General features: G+C 66.1%; 17 protein-coding genes. 6 read left to right on the top strand and 11 right to left on the bottom strand.

All coding sequences use genetic code 11. The features are described from left to right. Positions 1 to 175 precede the first annotated feature (175 nt). The 4 genes from ACTHLF_RS01830 to ACTHLF_RS01815 are packed head-to-tail and all read right to left on the bottom strand — an operon-like array spanning position 176 to position 4,511. Positions 176 to 1,084 (bottom strand): hypothetical protein, encoded by a 909-nt coding sequence (locus tag ACTHLF_RS01830; protein ID WP_440324325.1) that lies wholly within the window; start codon positions 1,082 to 1,084, stop codon positions 176 to 178. Then, positions 1,081 to 3,330: a M1 family metallopeptidase gene (locus ACTHLF_RS01825; RefSeq protein WP_440324323.1), complete on the bottom strand. Its 2,250-nt coding sequence runs from the start codon at positions 3,328 to 3,330 to the stop codon at positions 1,081 to 1,083. The genes ACTHLF_RS01830 and ACTHLF_RS01825 overlap by 4 nt, the downstream gene beginning before the upstream one ends. A gap of 60 nt (positions 3,331 to 3,390) precedes the next feature. Next, positions 3,391 to 4,248, bottom strand: coding sequence for a 2OG-Fe(II) oxygenase (locus ACTHLF_RS01820; protein WP_440324321.1), 858 nt, complete (start codon positions 4,246 to 4,248; stop codon positions 3,391 to 3,393). A gap of 14 nt (positions 4,249 to 4,262) precedes the next feature. Next, a complete protein-coding gene (locus tag ACTHLF_RS01815) occupies positions 4,263 to 4,511 on the bottom strand; it encodes a GIY-YIG nuclease family protein (RefSeq protein WP_440324320.1) in 249 nt (82 codons plus the stop codon). A gap of 21 nt (positions 4,512 to 4,532) precedes the next feature. Between ACTHLF_RS01815 and ACTHLF_RS01810 the strand changes: the two genes are divergently transcribed. Then, positions 4,533 to 5,591 carry a PLP-dependent aminotransferase family protein gene (locus ACTHLF_RS01810; protein ID WP_440324318.1) on the top strand — a complete coding sequence of 353 codons (1,059 nt, stop codon included), beginning with the start codon at positions 4,533 to 4,535 and terminating at the stop codon, positions 5,589 to 5,591. Positions 5,592 to 5,596: 5 nt separating this feature from the next. On the opposite strand, the gene ACTHLF_RS01805 is transcribed toward ACTHLF_RS01810, so the two are convergent. After that, positions 5,597 to 6,406: a tRNA threonylcarbamoyladenosine dehydratase gene (locus ACTHLF_RS01805; RefSeq protein WP_440324316.1), complete on the bottom strand. Its 810-nt coding sequence runs from the start codon at positions 6,404 to 6,406 to the stop codon at positions 5,597 to 5,599. 65 nt (positions 6,407 to 6,471) lie between these two features. On the opposite strand from ACTHLF_RS01805, the gene ACTHLF_RS01800 reads away from it, so the two are divergent. The 4 genes from ACTHLF_RS01800 to cqsA all read left to right on the top strand — a co-directional run bounded on the left by ACTHLF_RS01800 (position 6,472) and on the right by cqsA (position 10,831). After that, a complete protein-coding gene (locus tag ACTHLF_RS01800; protein ID WP_440324314.1) occupies positions 6,472 to 6,861 on the top strand; it encodes a cytochrome c in 390 nt (129 codons plus the stop codon). 11 nt (positions 6,862 to 6,872) lie between these two features. Continuing rightward, positions 6,873 to 8,255: a sensor histidine kinase gene (locus ACTHLF_RS01795; RefSeq protein ID WP_440324312.1), complete on the top strand. Its 1,383-nt coding sequence runs from the start codon at positions 6,873 to 6,875 to the stop codon at positions 8,253 to 8,255. Then, a complete protein-coding gene (locus tag ACTHLF_RS01790) occupies positions 8,255 to 9,292 on the top strand; it encodes a response regulator (RefSeq protein WP_440324310.1) in 1,038 nt (345 codons plus the stop codon). The genes ACTHLF_RS01795 and ACTHLF_RS01790 overlap by 1 nt, the downstream gene beginning before the upstream one ends. A 279-nt stretch (positions 9,293 to 9,571) precedes the next feature. Next, on the top strand, positions 9,572 to 10,831 hold the full coding sequence (gene cqsA, locus ACTHLF_RS01785; RefSeq protein WP_440324308.1) for an alpha-hydroxyketone-type quorum-sensing autoinducer synthase: 1,260 nt from the start codon (positions 9,572 to 9,574) through the stop codon (positions 10,829 to 10,831). A 26-nt stretch (positions 10,832 to 10,857) separates the two neighbouring features. Here cqsA and ACTHLF_RS01780 read toward each other — a convergent pair whose 3' ends face one another. From ACTHLF_RS01780 to ACTHLF_RS01760, 5 genes are all read right to left on the bottom strand, one after another. Further along, on the bottom strand, positions 10,858 to 11,163 hold the full coding sequence (locus ACTHLF_RS01780; RefSeq protein ID WP_440324306.1) for an Mpo1-like protein: 306 nt from the start codon (positions 11,161 to 11,163) through the stop codon (positions 10,858 to 10,860). A gap of 13 nt (positions 11,164 to 11,176) precedes the next feature. Further along, a complete protein-coding gene (locus ACTHLF_RS01775; protein ID WP_440324304.1) occupies positions 11,177 to 12,052 on the bottom strand; it encodes a pirin family protein in 876 nt (291 codons plus the stop codon). A 60-nt stretch (positions 12,053 to 12,112) separates the two neighbouring features. Next, positions 12,113 to 12,979 (bottom strand): alpha/beta hydrolase family protein, encoded by an 867-nt coding sequence (locus ACTHLF_RS01770; protein WP_440324302.1) that lies wholly within the window; start codon positions 12,977 to 12,979, stop codon positions 12,113 to 12,115. Positions 12,980 to 13,084: 105 nt separating this feature from the next. Beyond that, positions 13,085 to 13,288, bottom strand: a complete 204-nt coding sequence (gene cspE / locus ACTHLF_RS01765; RefSeq protein WP_440324300.1) for a transcription antiterminator/RNA stability regulator CspE — start codon at positions 13,286 to 13,288, stop codon at positions 13,085 to 13,087. Positions 13,289 to 13,627: 339 nt separating this feature from the next. Next, positions 13,628 to 13,837, bottom strand: a complete 210-nt coding sequence (locus ACTHLF_RS01760) for a cold-shock protein (protein ID WP_036111834.1) — start codon at positions 13,835 to 13,837, stop codon at positions 13,628 to 13,630. 339 nt (positions 13,838 to 14,176) lie between these two features. On the opposite strand from ACTHLF_RS01760, the gene ACTHLF_RS01755 reads away from it, so the two are divergent. Then, a complete protein-coding gene (locus tag ACTHLF_RS01755; RefSeq protein ID WP_440324298.1) occupies positions 14,177 to 14,647 on the top strand; it encodes a hypothetical protein in 471 nt (156 codons plus the stop codon). Here the strand turns inward: ACTHLF_RS01755 and ACTHLF_RS01750 are convergent, their stop codons facing one another. Beyond that, on the bottom strand, positions 14,648 to 15,916 hold the full coding sequence (locus ACTHLF_RS01750; protein WP_440324296.1) for a winged helix-turn-helix domain-containing protein: 1,269 nt from the start codon (positions 15,914 to 15,916) through the stop codon (positions 14,648 to 14,650). Positions 15,917 to 16,004: the final 88 nt, after the last annotated feature.

Genomic DNA, 16,004 nt, shown 5'->3' with positions numbered 1-16,004 from the left:
TTGATGAGTCGAAAAAACACCCTATCGGCTGTCTAGAAAGACTTGACCACCTCAGGGCGCCAAGGGCTCTTTCCAGAGACGTCAGAGCGCTAGAAGCGATGGCGAAGCCGAGCAACGCGAAGCCGAAGGCGAGCCCGATCGACAAAACACGCATTCGCGCCAGCGAATGATCCGACTACAACGCCGGCGCGAAATCCGTGCGGCGGCGGCGGTGCGCGTTGACGTTGGCCAGGCGCGCCAGCGCCAGCAAGCGCGACGTTCGCATCCACGCCACCACGATCACCCCCACCTGCACGATCAGGAACGCCACCAGTGTGCCGCTGCCCGCCGCGACGGTATGCCCGCGCCACGACGCGATGAACAGCGCCAGGATCGAACCCACCAGCGTGATCACCAGATACACCAGCAACGTACCGAACGGCCGGCGGATGAACTGCATGAAGCCCCGGCCCAACGCACGGAATGCCGAACGCAACGTCACATCCGCGATGTATGCCGCGCGCGCCGACTCCACGATGCATTGCACGATCACGAACACCAGCAGCGTCACGCCCAGCGCAACGTGAGCCCACATATCCGCATCAGACTCCAGGAACGCCGCGTCACCCTTGTCCGCCGCGAACGACGACAAACCGCTCGCCGCCATGCCGAACAGGATATACGGCACCAGCGAAAGGATCAGCAGGCGCAGCATGCGGCCGTATTCCGTGGCACCACCCTGCAGCAGTGCACCGAAGCTGAGCGCCCTGCCCGCACGGCCGCCCGCCACCACCATGCCGGTGAGGAACGGCGAGATGGCAAGCGTAAGCAACACGCCGCCGAAGAACGCCATGCCCGTCCAGTGGTTGTCACGCAGGCCAGCCATGACGTCGGTGAACATCAAGCCCTCGAAGTGGCTGGCGTAGCGATCCGCGTGGACGCTATGGCCCAGCATCCCATCCAGCAGGCTCCAGAAAGGCAGCGCCACCACCAGCGTCGGCAGCAGGGTGATCAGGATCCACAGCAGCATCACCCGCCACTGCAGGCCACCCAATGCGCCAGCGCCCAGCGCGGCGAAGGCGGAACGTTTGACCTGGCCGTTCATAGGGTCACCAACAGGCTGTAGATGCCCTGGAACAGGGCGGCGAAATCGGAGGTCCAGCGGCGCGTAGCGGCGTGGTTCGCCTCCAGCGTGCGGCTATCGTTGAGCTTGTTGGCGTCGAGGTAGATCTTCTGCTCCGGGTCGAGCTCGGCCGACTTCGCCTTCACCGGCTTGGTGAACAAGAAGCGCGCCCAGCGCCGCTGGTCGTCCCAGCGCACGGTTTCCACGGAATCGTCGGCGAAGGTCACCTTCAGCACCTGCGGCACGGGCGAGCCGTCGCGCCACACCGTCACGATGGTGCGGTACGGGAACGGCCCGGTGCCCTCCTTCGCGTCCGGGTGCGCCTTCTTCCAGGCATCGCGCTGCTTCTCGATCGCATCGTCATTGTCATCGCTGGAAAGCTCCACGCGCTTGCCGTCCTTCATGGACACGCCTGCGAGCGGCAGCACTTCGTCGCTGGTGAGGTCCTTCACCGAGTCGTCGATGCGATGGGTACCGTAGACGTACTGCTCGAACACCTGCGCGACGACATCGGGCTTACCCGACACTTCGGCAAGGGTGGCCTGCAGGTCGCCGATGGAAGGGTGGCGGAAATGCCAGGTGGCGTAGTACTGGCGGAAGGCTTTCTCCGTCACGTCCTTGCCCAGCCGCTCTTCCAGGTCGTGCATGGCCGTGGCCGTGCGCGAGTACACGGTGTTGTACTGTCCGCTCGAGAGGCGATCCCATGAGTTCTGGCCCAGCGGGTCACCCGGATGGTTCAGCGTGGCGATCATGCGCTCGAGCTGGAACACACCGATCGGCGGCTGTACGCCAAAGAACTGCCAGAGCGGCTTGGTGAGCCACACATCCTGCTTGCGTTCGCGCAGCATGCGGTCGTCCCAGTATTCGTTCAGGCCCTCGTCCAGCATGGGCTCTTCGAACTCGTTGGACGCCAGCAGGCCATAGAAATAGCCGTGGCCGAATTCGTGGATCGTCACGAAATCGATGAACCATTCCGACAGGTTGCCGTGCTTGTAGTCCTTCGCGTAATCGGCCGTGAAGAACGTCGGGTACTCCATGCCGCCCGCCTCGCTGGCGTTGAACGGCGGCACGACGGCGGTCACGGTCTTATAGGGATACGGGCCGAGCGTGTTGGAGAAATAGGTCAGCGAATCCGTGGTCGCCTTCTGCACCGGCTTCGCATCGATCTCGTATTCCGCCGGGTAAAGCACCTTGACCTTCACGGCCGGGCTCCCCGGCCCGTTCCAGGTCGTTTCAATCGTCTTGAAATCGGGCGCGGCCATCCAGGCGAAGTCGTGCACATCGGCCTGGATAAAGTGCCAGGTCAGGTCGTTGCCTTCCGGCACCGGATCACCCTGCTGCTCACCCACGGCCCCCACGGTGTAGGCCTTGGGCACGGTCATGCGCACATCGAACTCGCCGAAGTCGGCGAAGAACTCGCTGTTGAAGTGGAACTCGTGGACGTTCCAGCGCGGCTCCGTAGCGCCCCGCTCGCCCGGCAGCTCAAGCACGCCGATCTTGGGGAACCACTGGGCGACCAGGTTGAACTTGCCCACGTACCCCGTGCGTTCGATGACCCGGGGCAACTGGCTGTGGAACGCCATGTCCAGGGTGACGCTGCCGCCCGCGGGGACCGGCTGCGCCAGATCCACCCGGACGACGGTGTGGTCGGTGGCCGGGCCGTTATCCGGGTGCACGAAGGTCCATTTCAACGACGCACCATCCTGCTCGACGTGCTGCAGGTCGATGTAACCCCATTCACCCTTCTTGACCTTGCCGACGCCACGGGTGTCGCCACCGCGCGCCAGCACGTTGCGTTCGGTGAAGAAGGTGCTGCCCTCCCCTTCGAAGGCGTTGAGGTACAGGTGCAGGAAGATCGCGGCGACCGGCCGGTCGCTGCGGTTGCGCCAGGTCAGCTGCTGCTGGCCATCGACGGCATGCTTGTCAGCGTCGAACCGGGCCTGGATGCGGTAGGACACCACGCGGTCCGAGAGCGTGGCTTCGCTGCCGGTGCGCGGGCCGCCCCATGCGGTGGGCGCGCTCGGTGTGCGCACGAAGGCGGCATGCGGCGAGGCGAACGGGATCTCGACCGGCACCGCCGGTGGGGCTACCGAGGTCGCGGCGGCCGGCGCGCTGACAGCCGGGGCCTGGGGAGTGGCAGGCGGTGGGCTCTGTGCCCATGCGGCGGTCGCGCAGGAAAATGCGCCCGCCGTGACAAAACGAACAACCCTGGCTGCCTCGCGGCGCATGCGTGAACCCTCCCCTTTAATCCAGCGAGATTGCTGAGGTCACGCGTTGCCGTCAAGCCTTCAGCCAGCGAAAGGACGTTCCCGCATCCACTTGGTAACGATCCACTTCTCCCCGGCGATCACCGGCGCGCCGCCGTGCAGCGAGAGCGGATCCAGCGAGCCATCGGCGGCGGCGTATTCGAAGTAGAGGCCCTGGCCCTTGCGCGGGACGTAGCTGAAGTCGATGCGCGGGAAAATGGTCTCGCCGCCGGCTGCCACGTCGTCCAGGTACATGATCAGCGTGGATACGCGCTGCCCGCCGGTGGCGATGTGTGGCGCGCTGCCCTTCTGGTCGGGCGCGAAGTAATCGTAGTGCGGCATGTACTCGCCGCCGACGCCGTAGCGCATGACCTGCAGGCCCTCGCCGTGCTCCTCGGAGAGCTGCATGATCGCGGCGGTACGGGCGTCGATACGCTGGACCAGTTCGTTCTCCGCCCGGTGGAAGTACGCGCCTTCGCTCGTGCGGATATCCATCACCGTATTGCTGCCCGAATCCGGTGCTACCACCGCCGAACGGGCCAGGCGCGAGCGCGCCATCGTCATCATGCCGTCGCATTCCGCGTCGTCCAGCACGTTGTCGAGCACCGCGATGACGGGCCGTGCCACGCGCACGAGCACCCGTATGTCGCGATCCGGCGTCCGGATGACGTGGCCTGGCACCAGCCGGCTCGTGAAGTCGCTGCCACTCGCTTCGACGGACGCCGGAGGCGCCGCGCCACCGAACACGGCGTCGGCGATGGCCTCGCGGGCCACGCGCTCATCGAACTGGTGCTCCTTCATCGTGGCGAGAAGGTCGGCGGGCGCGTTGCCACCCGCCAGCGCCTCGCCGATCCAGCGGTGCCAATCCGGCGTAACCTTGGTATGTCTGCGTGCTTGCATGCTGCCATTGTGCCTCACGCGGGGCCGGCGAGAAGCCAGGCGAGCTTTTGCGCCCTGGGGAGTTGCTTCACCTCATACTCCGCCCTGCTGGCCGCCGACCGGTCGGGGAACGTCCGCGCCCCAAGGAGCTTCACGGGCGGGTTCGCACGCGTGTAACGTGCACCCCTGCCGGCCACGTGCGCGGCGTAGCGGGCCTCGAGGTCATTGGTGATGCCGGCGTACCAGCTGCCGTTCCGGCATTCGATCAGATAGACGTACCACATAGCCAAAGCATACCGCCCCCCATGAGCTACGACCTCGCCGTAAACCTCCCCCTGCGCGCTGCGCCCACCGCGCGGCTGCGCGAGGCACTCGCCACGTTCCCGCTGGACGACCGCCTGCTCGGTTACCCGGCGCCCGAGGGCGGCCTGGCCGTTCGCGAGGCGATCGCCGGCTGGATGCGCAGGCATGGGGGGTTTACCGCCGTGGACCCGCGCCGGCTCGTGCTGACGATCGGCGCGCGGCACGGCCTGGTGCTGGCCCTTGAAGAGACCTGCGATCCCGGCGACACCCTGCTGATGGAAGAGCTGACCTTCCACGGCTTCCGCCTCGGCGTACTCGCGCACGGGGTGCGGCCCGCGGCCGTCGCGGTGGATGACGAAGGCATGCGCCCGGATGCCCTGGAGGACGCGGTGCACCGCACGGGTGCGCGCATCGCCTATGTCCAGCCTACGCTGCACAACCCCACCACCGGCACGATGTCGATGGCGCGCCGCGAAGCGATCGTCGAGGTCGCGCGCCGGCTCGACCTCACGCTGATCGAGGGCGATGTGTACGCCGCGATGGGCTGGCAAGGCGGCGACGCATTGCCCGCGCTGGCCGAGCTCGCCCCGGAACGGGTGCTGCATGCCGGCGGCATGGGCAAGGTGCTCGGACCCGGCCTGCGTATCGGCTGGCTGCTGGCGCCGGACGAAGCGACCCACCTCCGCCTCACCGAATCGATCCAGCTTGCGACCGATGGCCTGGCGCCGCTGCTGCCCGCCATCGTTGCCGGCTGGATGGCCGATGGCACGGCCGATGGCCTGCTGGACACGCTCGCCGCCTCCATGCGCGATCGAAACATGCTCGCCCGCGAAATCCTCGGCGGCGCGTTGCGGACCAATGGCGGCATGCATGCCTGGCTGCCGCGCGACGATGCCGACGACGTGTATGAGCGGGCACGCGCCGCGGGCGTGCTCGTGACGCCGCCCGTTCCGTTCAACGCGGAGGGTGGCATCGGTCGGGGCCTGCGCGTGTGCCTTGGCGCTGAAGAAGGTCCCGCGCGCCTGGAACAGGGCCTCGCGGCGCTGGCCGCGGTGCTCTAGGCCTTCTACACCGCGGTCAGCATCTCCAGCGCCTCGCCTACGGCCGCGAAGGCACACGCGCCGGTGACGTGCGTTGCGGCACCCAGGCCGCCACCGCAATCCAGCTTCAATGCATCGCTACCCGGCGGGCGCACGCCACAGACGCTGCCATCGGCCTGCGGGTACTGCACGTTCTGGAGCGAATAGACCGCCGACACGCCGAAGAAGCGATCGGGATTGCGGGGGAAGTTGTGTTCCTGGCGCAGCCGCTTGCGGATCATGCTGAGCATGGCGTCATGCTCCGTGCGCGACAGGTCGCGTACGCGGATCGCGGTCGGGTCGGTGCGCCCGCCGGCGGAACCCACCGTCACCAGCGGCACCTTGCGGCGGCGGCACCAGACGATGGTCTCCAGCTTGACCTTCAGCGCATCGCAGGCGTCGATCACAACGTCGTAGTTGCGATCGAGCAGCTCATCCAGCGACGACGGCGTCAGGAAGCGCTCCATGGCTTCCAGCCGGATCGTCGGGTTGATCGCATGCGCGCGCTCGGCGATGACGCCGACCTTGGGCTTGCCGTACTGGCCATCCAGCGCATGCAACTGGCGGTTGGTGTTCGACAGGCAGATGTCGTCGCCGTCGATCAGGGTCAGCCGGCCGATGCCGCTGCGCGCCAGCGCTTCCGCGGCCCACGAGCCCACGCCGCCGATGCCGATCACGCAGACGTGCGCGTGGGCGAGGCGGTCCAGGGAGCCGCGGCCATACAGCCGCTCGATGCCGGCGAATCGTTCGGCCTGGGCCGTACTCACGTGAATCTCGGGGTGGGGTTGGATGTGCATTATCTCATATTGAAACAACAGGCCTGTCCGCTATGCTGGCGGCCACGCTAAGCCATGGAAAACCGATGCGCGCGCTGCTCCTTGTCGTGCTGGGCCTTGCCGTTGGCGCGCTGGGCGCCACCTTCGCCATCTCGGCCCTGCGCCAGGCCACCCCGTTCCATGCCGGTGTCATGGCGGTGATGCAGCACCACATGGGCGCGCTCCGCGCCAACGTGCGGGCGAACCAGTGCGATGCCAAGGGCTCCGCCCTCCGGCTCCAGCGCCTGCGCCAGACCGCCGGGGATATCGGTGAGGCCTTTCCTGGCATGGAACAGGGCTTCGGCGAGGACGCCGCACGGCTCGTGACGGCGCTCGATACGGCGACCGCCGCGCAGCCGGCGACCTGCGAAGCGCTGGTCGCGGCCCTGAAACCGGTCGGCGATGCCTGCTCCGCCTGCCACCAGCGCTACCGTTGAGCCCGCGCCTGATGTCCATGCCCGCCCCGGACGAACAGCCACCGCCGCGCCAGCCCTACCTGAAGCTGCAGTTGTGGCTGCTGCTGCGCGCGCTGGCTCGCTTCGAGACCACGATGTGGCTGCGCACGCGCTACTCCCAGCCCAAGATGGTGGCGATCGGCGTGGTGGGCAGCTTCTCCCTCGCCGTGTATTACCCGATCTGGGCCTCCCTGTTCCCCCAGCCGTACGAGAACCTGCCGATGCGGCTGGCGTGCAGCGCCGCGTTCATCCCGCTGGCGCTGCTGCCCTGGTGGCCACGGCGCCTGCGCGCCTACCTGCCCACCTACTGGTACTTCGCCATGACGGTGGCCATGCCCTTCTTCGTGGGCTACATGACCCTGCGCAATGCGACGCCGCCCTGGCTCATGACTCACATGGCCTGCGTCATGTTGCTGATGATGCTGTTCGATATCGCCAGTTTCCTGCTGGTGTTCAGCGTCGGCAGCATCCTCGCCAGCGTGGCCTTCGTGCTCTCGCCCGGCGCGCAGTTGCACGCACAGACCATGCTGGAATACATCCCCCTGCTGCTCTTCGGCATCGTGGGCGGCGCCACCTGCACGGTGTCATCCAACATGGCGGAGCAAAGCCGGATCGACGCGCTGACCGCAACCTCGAACAACATTGCCCATGAACTGCGGACCCCGCTGGGTTCATTGCGCATCGCCGCCCGGGCGGTCGCTCGCTACATGCCCGACCTGATCCGCAGCCATCGCCTGGCCGAGGGCGAGGGGCTGGCCGTTCCCGAGATGCGCGCCCAGAACCTGCACGCCCTTGAGCGCAGCATCGGCGTGATGGAGCGGGAGGTGACCTACGCCAACACCATCATCGACATGCTGTTGCTTTCCGCCCGGCCCATCGGCGAGGTCCCACTGACCCTGCTGGGTGCGCGCGAGTGCGTCGAGCAGGCCCTGCGCCGCTTCCCCTATGGCTCCCGCGCCGAGCGCGAACGGATTACCCTCTCCCCCACGGGCGATTTCCCCCTCATGGGGGAGGAGACCCTGGTGGTCCATGTGCTCTTCAACCTGCTCCGTAACGCCCTGTTCCATACCGACCGGGCGGGCAAGGGAGAGATCCGGGTGTATATAGAAGCAGGCGAAAACGGCAATCACGTCCGGGTCCACGACACCGGCCCAGGCATACCGCCGGACGTACTTCCCCGTATTTTCAATCGTTTTTATTCCTATTCCAGCGATAGCGCCGGTACGGGCAACATTACCGGCCTTGGGATAGGTCTCGCTTTTTGTCGCGCGGCGATGGAGCATATGGGCGGAGGCATCGTTTGCCGCACCAACCTGGGTGAGTTCACGGAATTCACCCTTACGTTCCCGATTACGGAGGCCGGGGTCCGGCAGTGATGACGCTGAACTCGCAGGGTGATATCCAGCCCTTCCATTTCCCGACGACCACGGTGCTCGTGGATGACCACGAGGAATACCTCGACGTCGTCCCGTTGCTGCTCGACCCCATGGTCCGGGTCCGCACGTTCAGTTCGCCGCGCAGCGCCCTGGCCACCCTGGGCAACAACGGCAGCCGTCCCGTGCCCGGCGGTGGCTGGCTCTACCGCTGGAAGGACCGGCCCTCGGAGACCCAGGAACTGGTCGCCCTGGATATCGACTCGATTCACCGGGTCGTCTACTACCCTGATCGGTTCGCCGACATCTCCGTCGTCGTGGTCGACCAGGCCATGCCGGAGATGGACGGCATTACTTTTTGCAAGCGCTTGCCGAATCCGCATATCGGCAAGATCCTGCTGACCGGCCGGGCGGACGATGCCACGGCCATCGACGCCTTCAATTCGGGCGTCATCGATCGCTTCATCCGCAAGAACGACCCCCTGGCCATCGAAAAGCTGCAGACTGCCATCGTGGAACTGCAGCGGCGCTATTTCGAACGGGCGAGCGCGTTCGTGGCCGAAACGCTGGCGCTGGGCAATTTCCGCTTCCTGCGTGACCCGGCGTTCCGCGATGTGCTGCAGAGCGTCACCGCCACGTTCCAGCCGGTAGAGTGTTACGTCCACTGCAACCCGACGGGCCTGCTGCTGGTGGACGCGTGGGGCATCGGCCGGTTCCTCCTCGTCCAGACCGACGAAGACCTGCGGACGCACTACGAGATCGCCTCGGACCTGGGCGCGCCCCCGGGCGTGCTCGAGGCCCTGCGCAGTGGCGAGGCCCTGCCCTGGTTCAATTCGCGGGACGGCTTCTACCACAAGGGCGTGGAGAACCCGGAGTCGCACATGTATCCCGCAACCGCCGTATCGGGCGAGCAGTGGTACTACTACGCCCTCATCGATGACGTGGAGCGTTTCCGCCTCCAGCACGTCAAGTCATACCGCAGCTGGCTGCGCGAGCAGGACCTGAGCCTGTCCGCCGATAGCCGCCCGCGCTTTATCTGACCCTGACCCGAACGACCACGCGCTGATCCCCTGGCTGCCGGATACACCGGCACCATGGGACGCGTGTGCCTATATGCTCGCCAGGTGATCGCGGCGGCGGCCAGGGTGCGGCCGCGCGATCTCCTTCAACCTGGCAGGGCTCGCGCCCAGGCCCTCTGGCCGGCGCGGATTGCCTCTCTCGTTTTCGCGCCTGCCCCAGGCGAGGCCGGCGCGCGCGTGTCGTCGTGAGACGACGCCGTGGATATCGCCTGTCCTTAACCAACGAGAGAAAGCCACGCCATGGAAAACGTTTCCGTCCTGCATCCCATTGCCCGTGCCCCGCAGCTTCCCGACTTCGTCCAGCGCCGCGTCGAGCAATTTCACCGCGAACGCGTTGCCATCGACTGGGGCGGTCGTCACATTTTGCGCGGCCGCAAACCGCGGCCGGATGACCTGATGTTGCAGAGAAATGACTCCCTGGCGATCGCGGGCCACCCCGCTATCGTCGAAGCGCAACGCGATGCGCTGGCCTCCGGTGGCCTTGGCATGATGATGTCGGCCCTGTTCCAGCAGGATGCCGACGAACCCCTGCATCGCGTGGAGAGCGAACTCGCCCGGGCCGTCGGCACGGAAGACGGCATCCTTGCCCAGTCAGGATTCGCGGCCAACGTGGGCCTCATCCAGTCCATCGCCGGCGAGCGCGTCCCGGTGTACGTGGATATGCTCGCCCACGCGTCACTCTGGGAAGGCATCCGCAGCGCGGGCGCCAGGGCCGTCTCCATCCTGCACAACGATGTGCAGCACCTGGAACGGCAGCTGCTGCGCCACGGCCCCGGCGTCATCGTGGTCGATAGCGTCTACAGCACCAACGGCAGCCTGTCGCCGTTGCTCGATATCGCCGATCTCTCCGAAGCCCACGGTTGCGTCTTCGTTGTCGACGAGTCGCATTCGCTCGGTACGCACGGCGCGCGTGGCGAGGGCCTCGTCGCCAGCCTTGGCCTGAATGACAGGGTGCACTTCATCACCGCCAGCCTCGCGAAGGCGTACTGCTCGCGTGCGGGCTTCATCGCGTGCACCACCCGCTTCAAGGACTACTTCGGCTGCGAGGCGCTCCCCGCGATCTTCAGCTCGTCGCTGCTTCCCCATGAGCTCGCGGGTATGTCGGCCTCGCACAAGGTCATCCAGACCGAAGGCTGGCGCCGCCAGCGCCTGCGCGAAGTGACCCGCCATGTCCGGCGCGAGCTCACCGCCATGGGCTTTCCCATCGGTGACGGGACCGAGCAGATCATTGCCTTCGAAGCGGGACAGGAAATCCTCACGGGGCACGTCCGTGATGTCATGGAGACACACCGTGTCTTCGGGTCCGTGTTCAGCGCGCCGGCGACCACGGTGAATCGTTCGCTGTTGCGGCTTACGCTGAACGCCGGCATGGACGACAGCGCGGTGGAACACCTGCTGGATGCCTGCCGCGCCGCACGGGATGACCTTGACCTGCCCGCCTGGAGCGCGACACGTCGGCTGCGCAAGGAGGAAGCACGGGCCGCGGCCGAAGTCGCCTGAGCCTGCGTGGTGCGCGTCCGCCAGCATCACCCGAGCGTGACGCGCCCACGCAGGATGTCCCAGAACATCACCCAATCGCCCATCAGGCTGTAGAGCGGATGCTTGAACGTCGCCGGGCGATTTTTCTCAAAGATGAAGTGCCCGATCCACGCAAACCCGTAGCCACCCACGGGGGCCAGCCACAACCAGGCCCAGTGGCCGGTCGCGAACGCAAGCACCAGGGCGGCAAGTACGACCAGGCTACCGGCGAAGTGCATGCGCCGGCAGCGCACATCGGCGTGCTCACCAAGGTAGAACGGATAGAACTCGCGGAATGAGGCGAAGGTGGCCATGGACGGCTCCGCGTCAGTAGGTAGGGAGCGGAATGCGTTCGTGCTCATCACCCGGGACGATGGGGAACCGCCCCGCGTGACCGGACCAGTCAGCCTTGGCGGCTTCGATCAGTTCCTTCGAACTGGCGACGAAATTCCACCACAGATGCCGCTCGCCATCGAGGGGAGCCCCACCAAACAGCATGACAAGCGCATCCTCGGTCGCTTCGAGCACCGGCGGTTCGCCGTCGTGGGCCACGGCCATGTCCAGCGCGTTCAAAGCGAGGCCATCGAACCGCGCGGACCCTTCGACCACATACACGCCCCATTCCGCGTGCTGCCCGGGCATCGGTACGCGTGCTCCCTTGCGCAGGCGCGCCTCCACGAAAAACATCGGTGCGAACACGCGCACCGGCGAGGTCACGCCGAACGCTTCGCCTGCAATGACGACAAGGCGGCCGCCATCGACATCGACCTTCGGCAGCTCGGCCGCGGCGTGGTGGTGGAACTCCGGCGCCATTTCCTCATGGCTCTTCGGCAGGGCCACCCACACCTGGATGCCATGCAGCTTCTGGCCGTGGTGCCGCTCATCCGGCGGTGTGCGCTCGGAATGCACGATGCCGCGGCCCGCGGTCATCCAGTTCACATCGCCCGGATGGATATCCACGAGGCTACCGAGCGAGTCACGGTGCCTGATCGCGCCGTCGAACAGCCAGGTGACCGTCGCCAGGCCGATATGCGGGTGCGGACGCACATCCATGCCGCTGTCCTCACCGAAATCGGCCGGGCCCATCTGATCGAAGAACACGAACGGGCCAACGTGGCGTGCCTTCAGGTGCGGCAGCATGCGGCGCACCTTGAAGCCGTCGCCAAGGTCGCGCTGCTTGCCTTCGATGAAGTCGGTGGTCATGGCATAACTCCGTTGAACATGCGCGCAGGTTAGCGCATGCGCGTCGGCATGCCTTGCACGTTACGTGGCGGTCGCCGAAAGCCAGTCGTGGATGCGCGAGGCGATCGGCGCAGGCACCTTCATCCAGGCGAAATGGTCCGCCTTCGCGCCGGCGAGTTCGTCCGGACCGATGACCTCCGTGCGGCGCGGTGCGCGAGGCATCTTGTCCAGCAGGAAGGCTAGCGAGGTTTCCGACCCGAGCCAGTCGTCGCGCAGGCGCAACGCAAGCACCGGCGCTCGCTGGCCCTGCAAGGCAGCCTCGAGGTCCGTGGCCATCCCGCGCACGGCATAGCGACCCGTACGCCCACTGCGCGCCCAATCCGAGATCACGCCGCGCGCCTCGTTGCCGCCAAAGCCAATCTGCCGACCCGGCAGCCGGCCGACCAGCCGGGCGAGCGCCGGCGCGGCGACATAGGCCAGCCCCACCCACGGATGGAAGCGGCGCCAGTACGGTGAGCCGCTGGCGACCAGGATGATCCCCTGGAGGTCCAGGTCCGTGACCGACGCGAGCAACGTCGAAAGCTGGCCGCCGAGGCTATGCCCGCCCACGCACAACCCGACGCCAGGAAACGCCTTCGCCAGTGCGGAGAGGCTGGTCGGCAGGTCGTCGGTGAGAAGGGTGCGGTAACCCCAGTTCGAACGGCGGTCGGCCCGCTGGTCGCTGGAGCCATGCCCCCGCCACTCGTGGATGCCCACCGCGACGCCCAGGTCCGCAAGCGCCTGCGCCAGTGGCTCGTAGTGGCGCGCAGCCACGCCGAGGGCGGGCACCCAGAGCAATGCGGCACGCGGCGTGCCAGGCGGACTGAACAGCAACAGGTCGGCGCGCGCGCCGTCGGCCATGCGCAACGGCATGACCGAGAGCCCCCCGACCGTATAGGGCTCACTCATGCGAACTTTCCGGGGCCTTAAAATGGAAAAGCTCCCCCGGCGACAGGGGGCCGGGGGAGCCAACGTTCTTGCAAGGTCGGCTGGACGGAGCCAGCCGCAAGGGCATTACATGGGCTTGACGTTGTCAGCCTGCGGGCCCTTCTGGCCCTGGGTCACTTCATACTCGACCTTCTGGCCTTCCTGCAGCGACTTGAAGCCGTTGCCCTGGATGGAACGGAAATGCACGAAAACGTCGGGGCCACCACCGTCCTGGGTGATGAAGCCGAAACCCTTCGCATCGTTGAACCACTTCACCGTACCTGTTGCCATCACACACACCTCTAGACTCGCACTCGAAAACCCGGCTCGAAAGCCGGCGACTTACTGGGCATGCAGGACCGGGTGAGGCGATGGAGCGTGATCAACGAACGCGCGCACATCGGGCCACTCTCGTGACCGCGCAAACACAGTACGACCGATCATAACCACATTCTTCGTGGATTCTGTAGGGGAATGCCTACACAGGACGTTTTTTTGACACCGATCACGCGTGTAGGCGTGAAGGAAATGCGAAATCAGCGCATTTCCTAGGACATTTTCATTTTTTGGACGCAAAAAAAGAGCCCGGCTTGCGCCGGGCTCTTTCAGACAGGACGGTTGTCCGAAGGCTTAGGCCTTCTGGACTTCCTCAGCCTGCAGGCCCTTCTGGCCGTTGACGACCTTGAAGGAGACCTTCTCGCCTTCGGCCAGCGACTTGAAGCCGTTGCCCTGGATGGCGCGGAAGTGGACGAAAACGTCCGGGCCGTTCTCACGCGAGATGAAGCCGAAGCCCTTCGCGTCGTTGAACCACTTCACGGTGCCGATTTCACGATCCGACATATGTAACACTCCAAACGGAATAACTAATTGAATAACCAGCAACTTTTAGATAGTTGCCGCTTACTGGTGTGCAAGGAAACGCGAGGAGCGAAGCGATGTGGCAGATCCGTGATCAGCGGCATCGGGTCAACGGAACTCTATGACCCCGGCAAACACAGCGGGCGGATCATACCTGTCCCCGCGGAAAATAGCGATGGAGCCGTTTACCCGGGTTTCCCGTTCGTGCTAACGCAATAACGTTACGTTCACCCGTAATCGGGCAAATCGTTGGTCGCGTCGCACCCCCCGGTGCGATTCCTGTCCACCTCGAACCTGCTCCGCAAAGGGGGAAAAGTCACCATGGCATCCATTCTCAACCGCCTCGCCCCGCTGGCCTTCTGCGCCATCGCCCTGGCCGCCTGCTCGGACAACAAGCCGAAGCCGGCGACGACCCAGACCGTAACGGCCAGCCCGTCTTCGCAGTCGACCACGAAGACCGCCACCACCAGCGTCACCAAGGTGCCTGCCGCCAAGGGTACGACCGGCGCAGCCGCCGCCAAGGGCGGCCCGCTGCCCAGCAGCACCGGCATCGCCGCCTGCGATGAATACCTGGCCAGCTACAAGACCTGCCACCTGGCTGCGGGGATCTTCGCCCGCGACCAGATCGAGCCGCGCTACGAGATGATGCGCGAGAGCCTGCTGCGCCAGTCGCAGGACCCCGACATGCGCGACCAGTTGCAGAACCGCTGTACCTCACTGGCTAACCAGTTGAAGGACGCCCTGCACGGCAAGTCCTGCGCGGACACGCCTGCACCGGCTTCCACCCGCTGATCAGGCGGCGCACGCCAGCTTGAGTTGGGTGCGCAAGCCCTTGGGCTGCGCACCCTCGATCGACACACGCGGCGTGCCATGCCACGCCGCGCATTCGCAGATCGCCATCGCCACGTCTTCGATCAAGGCTGGCGTTAGGCTCACGCCTTCCTCGATCCAGACGCCGAGCACCTGGAACAGGCCGTCGTTTCGATGCGCCATCGCATCAAGCCGACCCACGAGGCGGCCGCGATGCAGGATCGGTAGCTCGTTGTACCCGAAACGGCGCCTGGCTGCGGGCGTGTATGACTCGATCGTGTATTCGAAGCCGAAAAGTTCCTGGGCCCGTGCGCGATCCCACACGAGCGGATCGAACGGCGAGAGCAGGGTCGTACGCGTGGCGCGAAGGGTGTTCGCGATCGCCTTTGCCAGCAGGCCCGCGTGGCTGGCGTGGACGTACGCAGGTTCGTCCCAGCCATCCACGTCGACGCGCAGCAGGGTCCCTTCCGCGACCAGCGGTGCCAGCTCGGCATCCGTGACCCGCGGCTTGAGCCGGAAGTAATCCGCGATCCAGCGCGCGCGGGTGATGCCCAGGGCCTGCACGCTGCGCGCGATGAAATGCGTACGCACGACCGCTTCGTCCAGCGCGCCCTCCGGCGGTGGTACCGGCCAGCGTGCGGTGACACGCTCGGCAAGATCGTAGACCCGCTGGAAGCGTTCGCGCCGCAGCACCATCAGTTCGCCCAGGGCGAACCACGCCTCGAGCCATTTCTTCTCGGGTTTCCAGCCCCACCAGCCTTTGCTCGCCGGCGCGTCGCGCTCGAAGTCGGAAGCGCGCAGTGCGCCCTCGCTGCGGATCCGCGCGAGCAGCGCATCCATGTCAGTGCGCGCTTCGGCATGCGTGCGCTCGGCGAGCTTCTGCGCCCAGTGCCCCGCGCGGCCAAGCCGGTAATCGCGATGAAAATGGAATTCGCGCGATGGCACGAACGACGCCTCGTGGGCCCACGCTTCGGCGAGATGGCCATCGGCGAGCGCGTCATCGAGCCACTCGTTCCGGTAGGCGCCAAGCCGCGAGAACAGCACCATGTACGGGCTGCGCGCGACCACGTTGATCGTATCGATCTGTAATAGGCCCATGCGGTCGATCGCTGCGGGAACATCCGCCTTGCGCGCCTTGCGCGTGGCCCGCTGGAGCAGTCCCTGTGCAGCGAGGTGGAGCAGCTGCGCGGAACGGTGCGAGAGCCGGATCACGTTGCCTGTGGAGGTCTCGTCGGATACGCGTGACGCCACGGTGGAGGCCTTATCGCAGTTGGGCCACCATTAAATCGCTCCTTGCTAGCGTCGGCAATGAGGTCGCAGGCCATGCCTTGCGATGCCC

The organism is Luteibacter sp., assembly GCF_051958795.1.
Lineage (GTDB): Bacteria > Pseudomonadota > Gammaproteobacteria > Xanthomonadales > Rhodanobacteraceae > Luteibacter.
The sequence above is the reverse complement of the archived record's forward strand: the minus strand, read 5'-3'. Positions and strand labels throughout refer to the sequence as shown.

What these genes read in the sequence shown, in the direction of transcription:
- ACTHLF_RS01830 (WP_440324325.1), bottom strand. Translation starts at nt 1,084, where the DNA reads ATGAACGGCCAGGTCAAACGTTCCGCCTTCGCCGCGCTGGGCGCTGGC.
- ACTHLF_RS01825 (WP_440324323.1), bottom strand. Translation starts at nt 3,330, where the DNA reads ATGCGCCGCGAGGCAGCCAGGGTTGTTCGTTTTGTCACGGCGGGCGCA.
- ACTHLF_RS01820 (WP_440324321.1), bottom strand. Translation starts at nt 4,248, where the DNA reads ATGCAAGCACGCAGACATACCAAGGTTACGCCGGATTGGCACCGCTGG.
- ACTHLF_RS01815 (WP_440324320.1), bottom strand. Translation starts at nt 4,511, where the DNA reads ATGTGGTACGTCTATCTGATCGAATGCCGGAACGGCAGCTGGTACGCC.
- ACTHLF_RS01810 (WP_440324318.1), top strand. Translation starts at nt 4,533, where the DNA reads ATGAGCTACGACCTCGCCGTAAACCTCCCCCTGCGCGCTGCGCCCACC.
- ACTHLF_RS01805 (WP_440324316.1), bottom strand. Translation starts at nt 6,406, where the DNA reads ATGCACATCCAACCCCACCCCGAGATTCACGTGAGTACGGCCCAGGCC.
- ACTHLF_RS01800 (WP_440324314.1), top strand. Translation starts at nt 6,472, where the DNA reads ATGCGCGCGCTGCTCCTTGTCGTGCTGGGCCTTGCCGTTGGCGCGCTG.
- ACTHLF_RS01795 (WP_440324312.1), top strand. Translation starts at nt 6,873, where the DNA reads ATGTCCATGCCCGCCCCGGACGAACAGCCACCGCCGCGCCAGCCCTAC.
- ACTHLF_RS01790 (WP_440324310.1), top strand. Translation starts at nt 8,255, where the DNA reads ATGACGCTGAACTCGCAGGGTGATATCCAGCCCTTCCATTTCCCGACG.
- cqsA (WP_440324308.1), top strand. Translation starts at nt 9,572, where the DNA reads ATGGAAAACGTTTCCGTCCTGCATCCCATTGCCCGTGCCCCGCAGCTT.
- ACTHLF_RS01780 (WP_440324306.1), bottom strand. Translation starts at nt 11,163, where the DNA reads ATGGCCACCTTCGCCTCATTCCGCGAGTTCTATCCGTTCTACCTTGGT.
- ACTHLF_RS01775 (WP_440324304.1), bottom strand. Translation starts at nt 12,052, where the DNA reads ATGACCACCGACTTCATCGAAGGCAAGCAGCGCGACCTTGGCGACGGC.
- ACTHLF_RS01770 (WP_440324302.1), bottom strand. Translation starts at nt 12,979, where the DNA reads ATGAGTGAGCCCTATACGGTCGGGGGGCTCTCGGTCATGCCGTTGCGC.
- cspE (WP_440324300.1), bottom strand. Translation starts at nt 13,288, where the DNA reads ATGGCAACAGGTACGGTGAAGTGGTTCAACGATGCGAAGGGTTTCGGC.
- ACTHLF_RS01760 (WP_036111834.1), bottom strand. Translation starts at nt 13,837, where the DNA reads ATGTCGGATCGTGAAATCGGCACCGTGAAGTGGTTCAACGACGCGAAG.
- ACTHLF_RS01755 (WP_440324298.1), top strand. Translation starts at nt 14,177, where the DNA reads ATGGCATCCATTCTCAACCGCCTCGCCCCGCTGGCCTTCTGCGCCATC.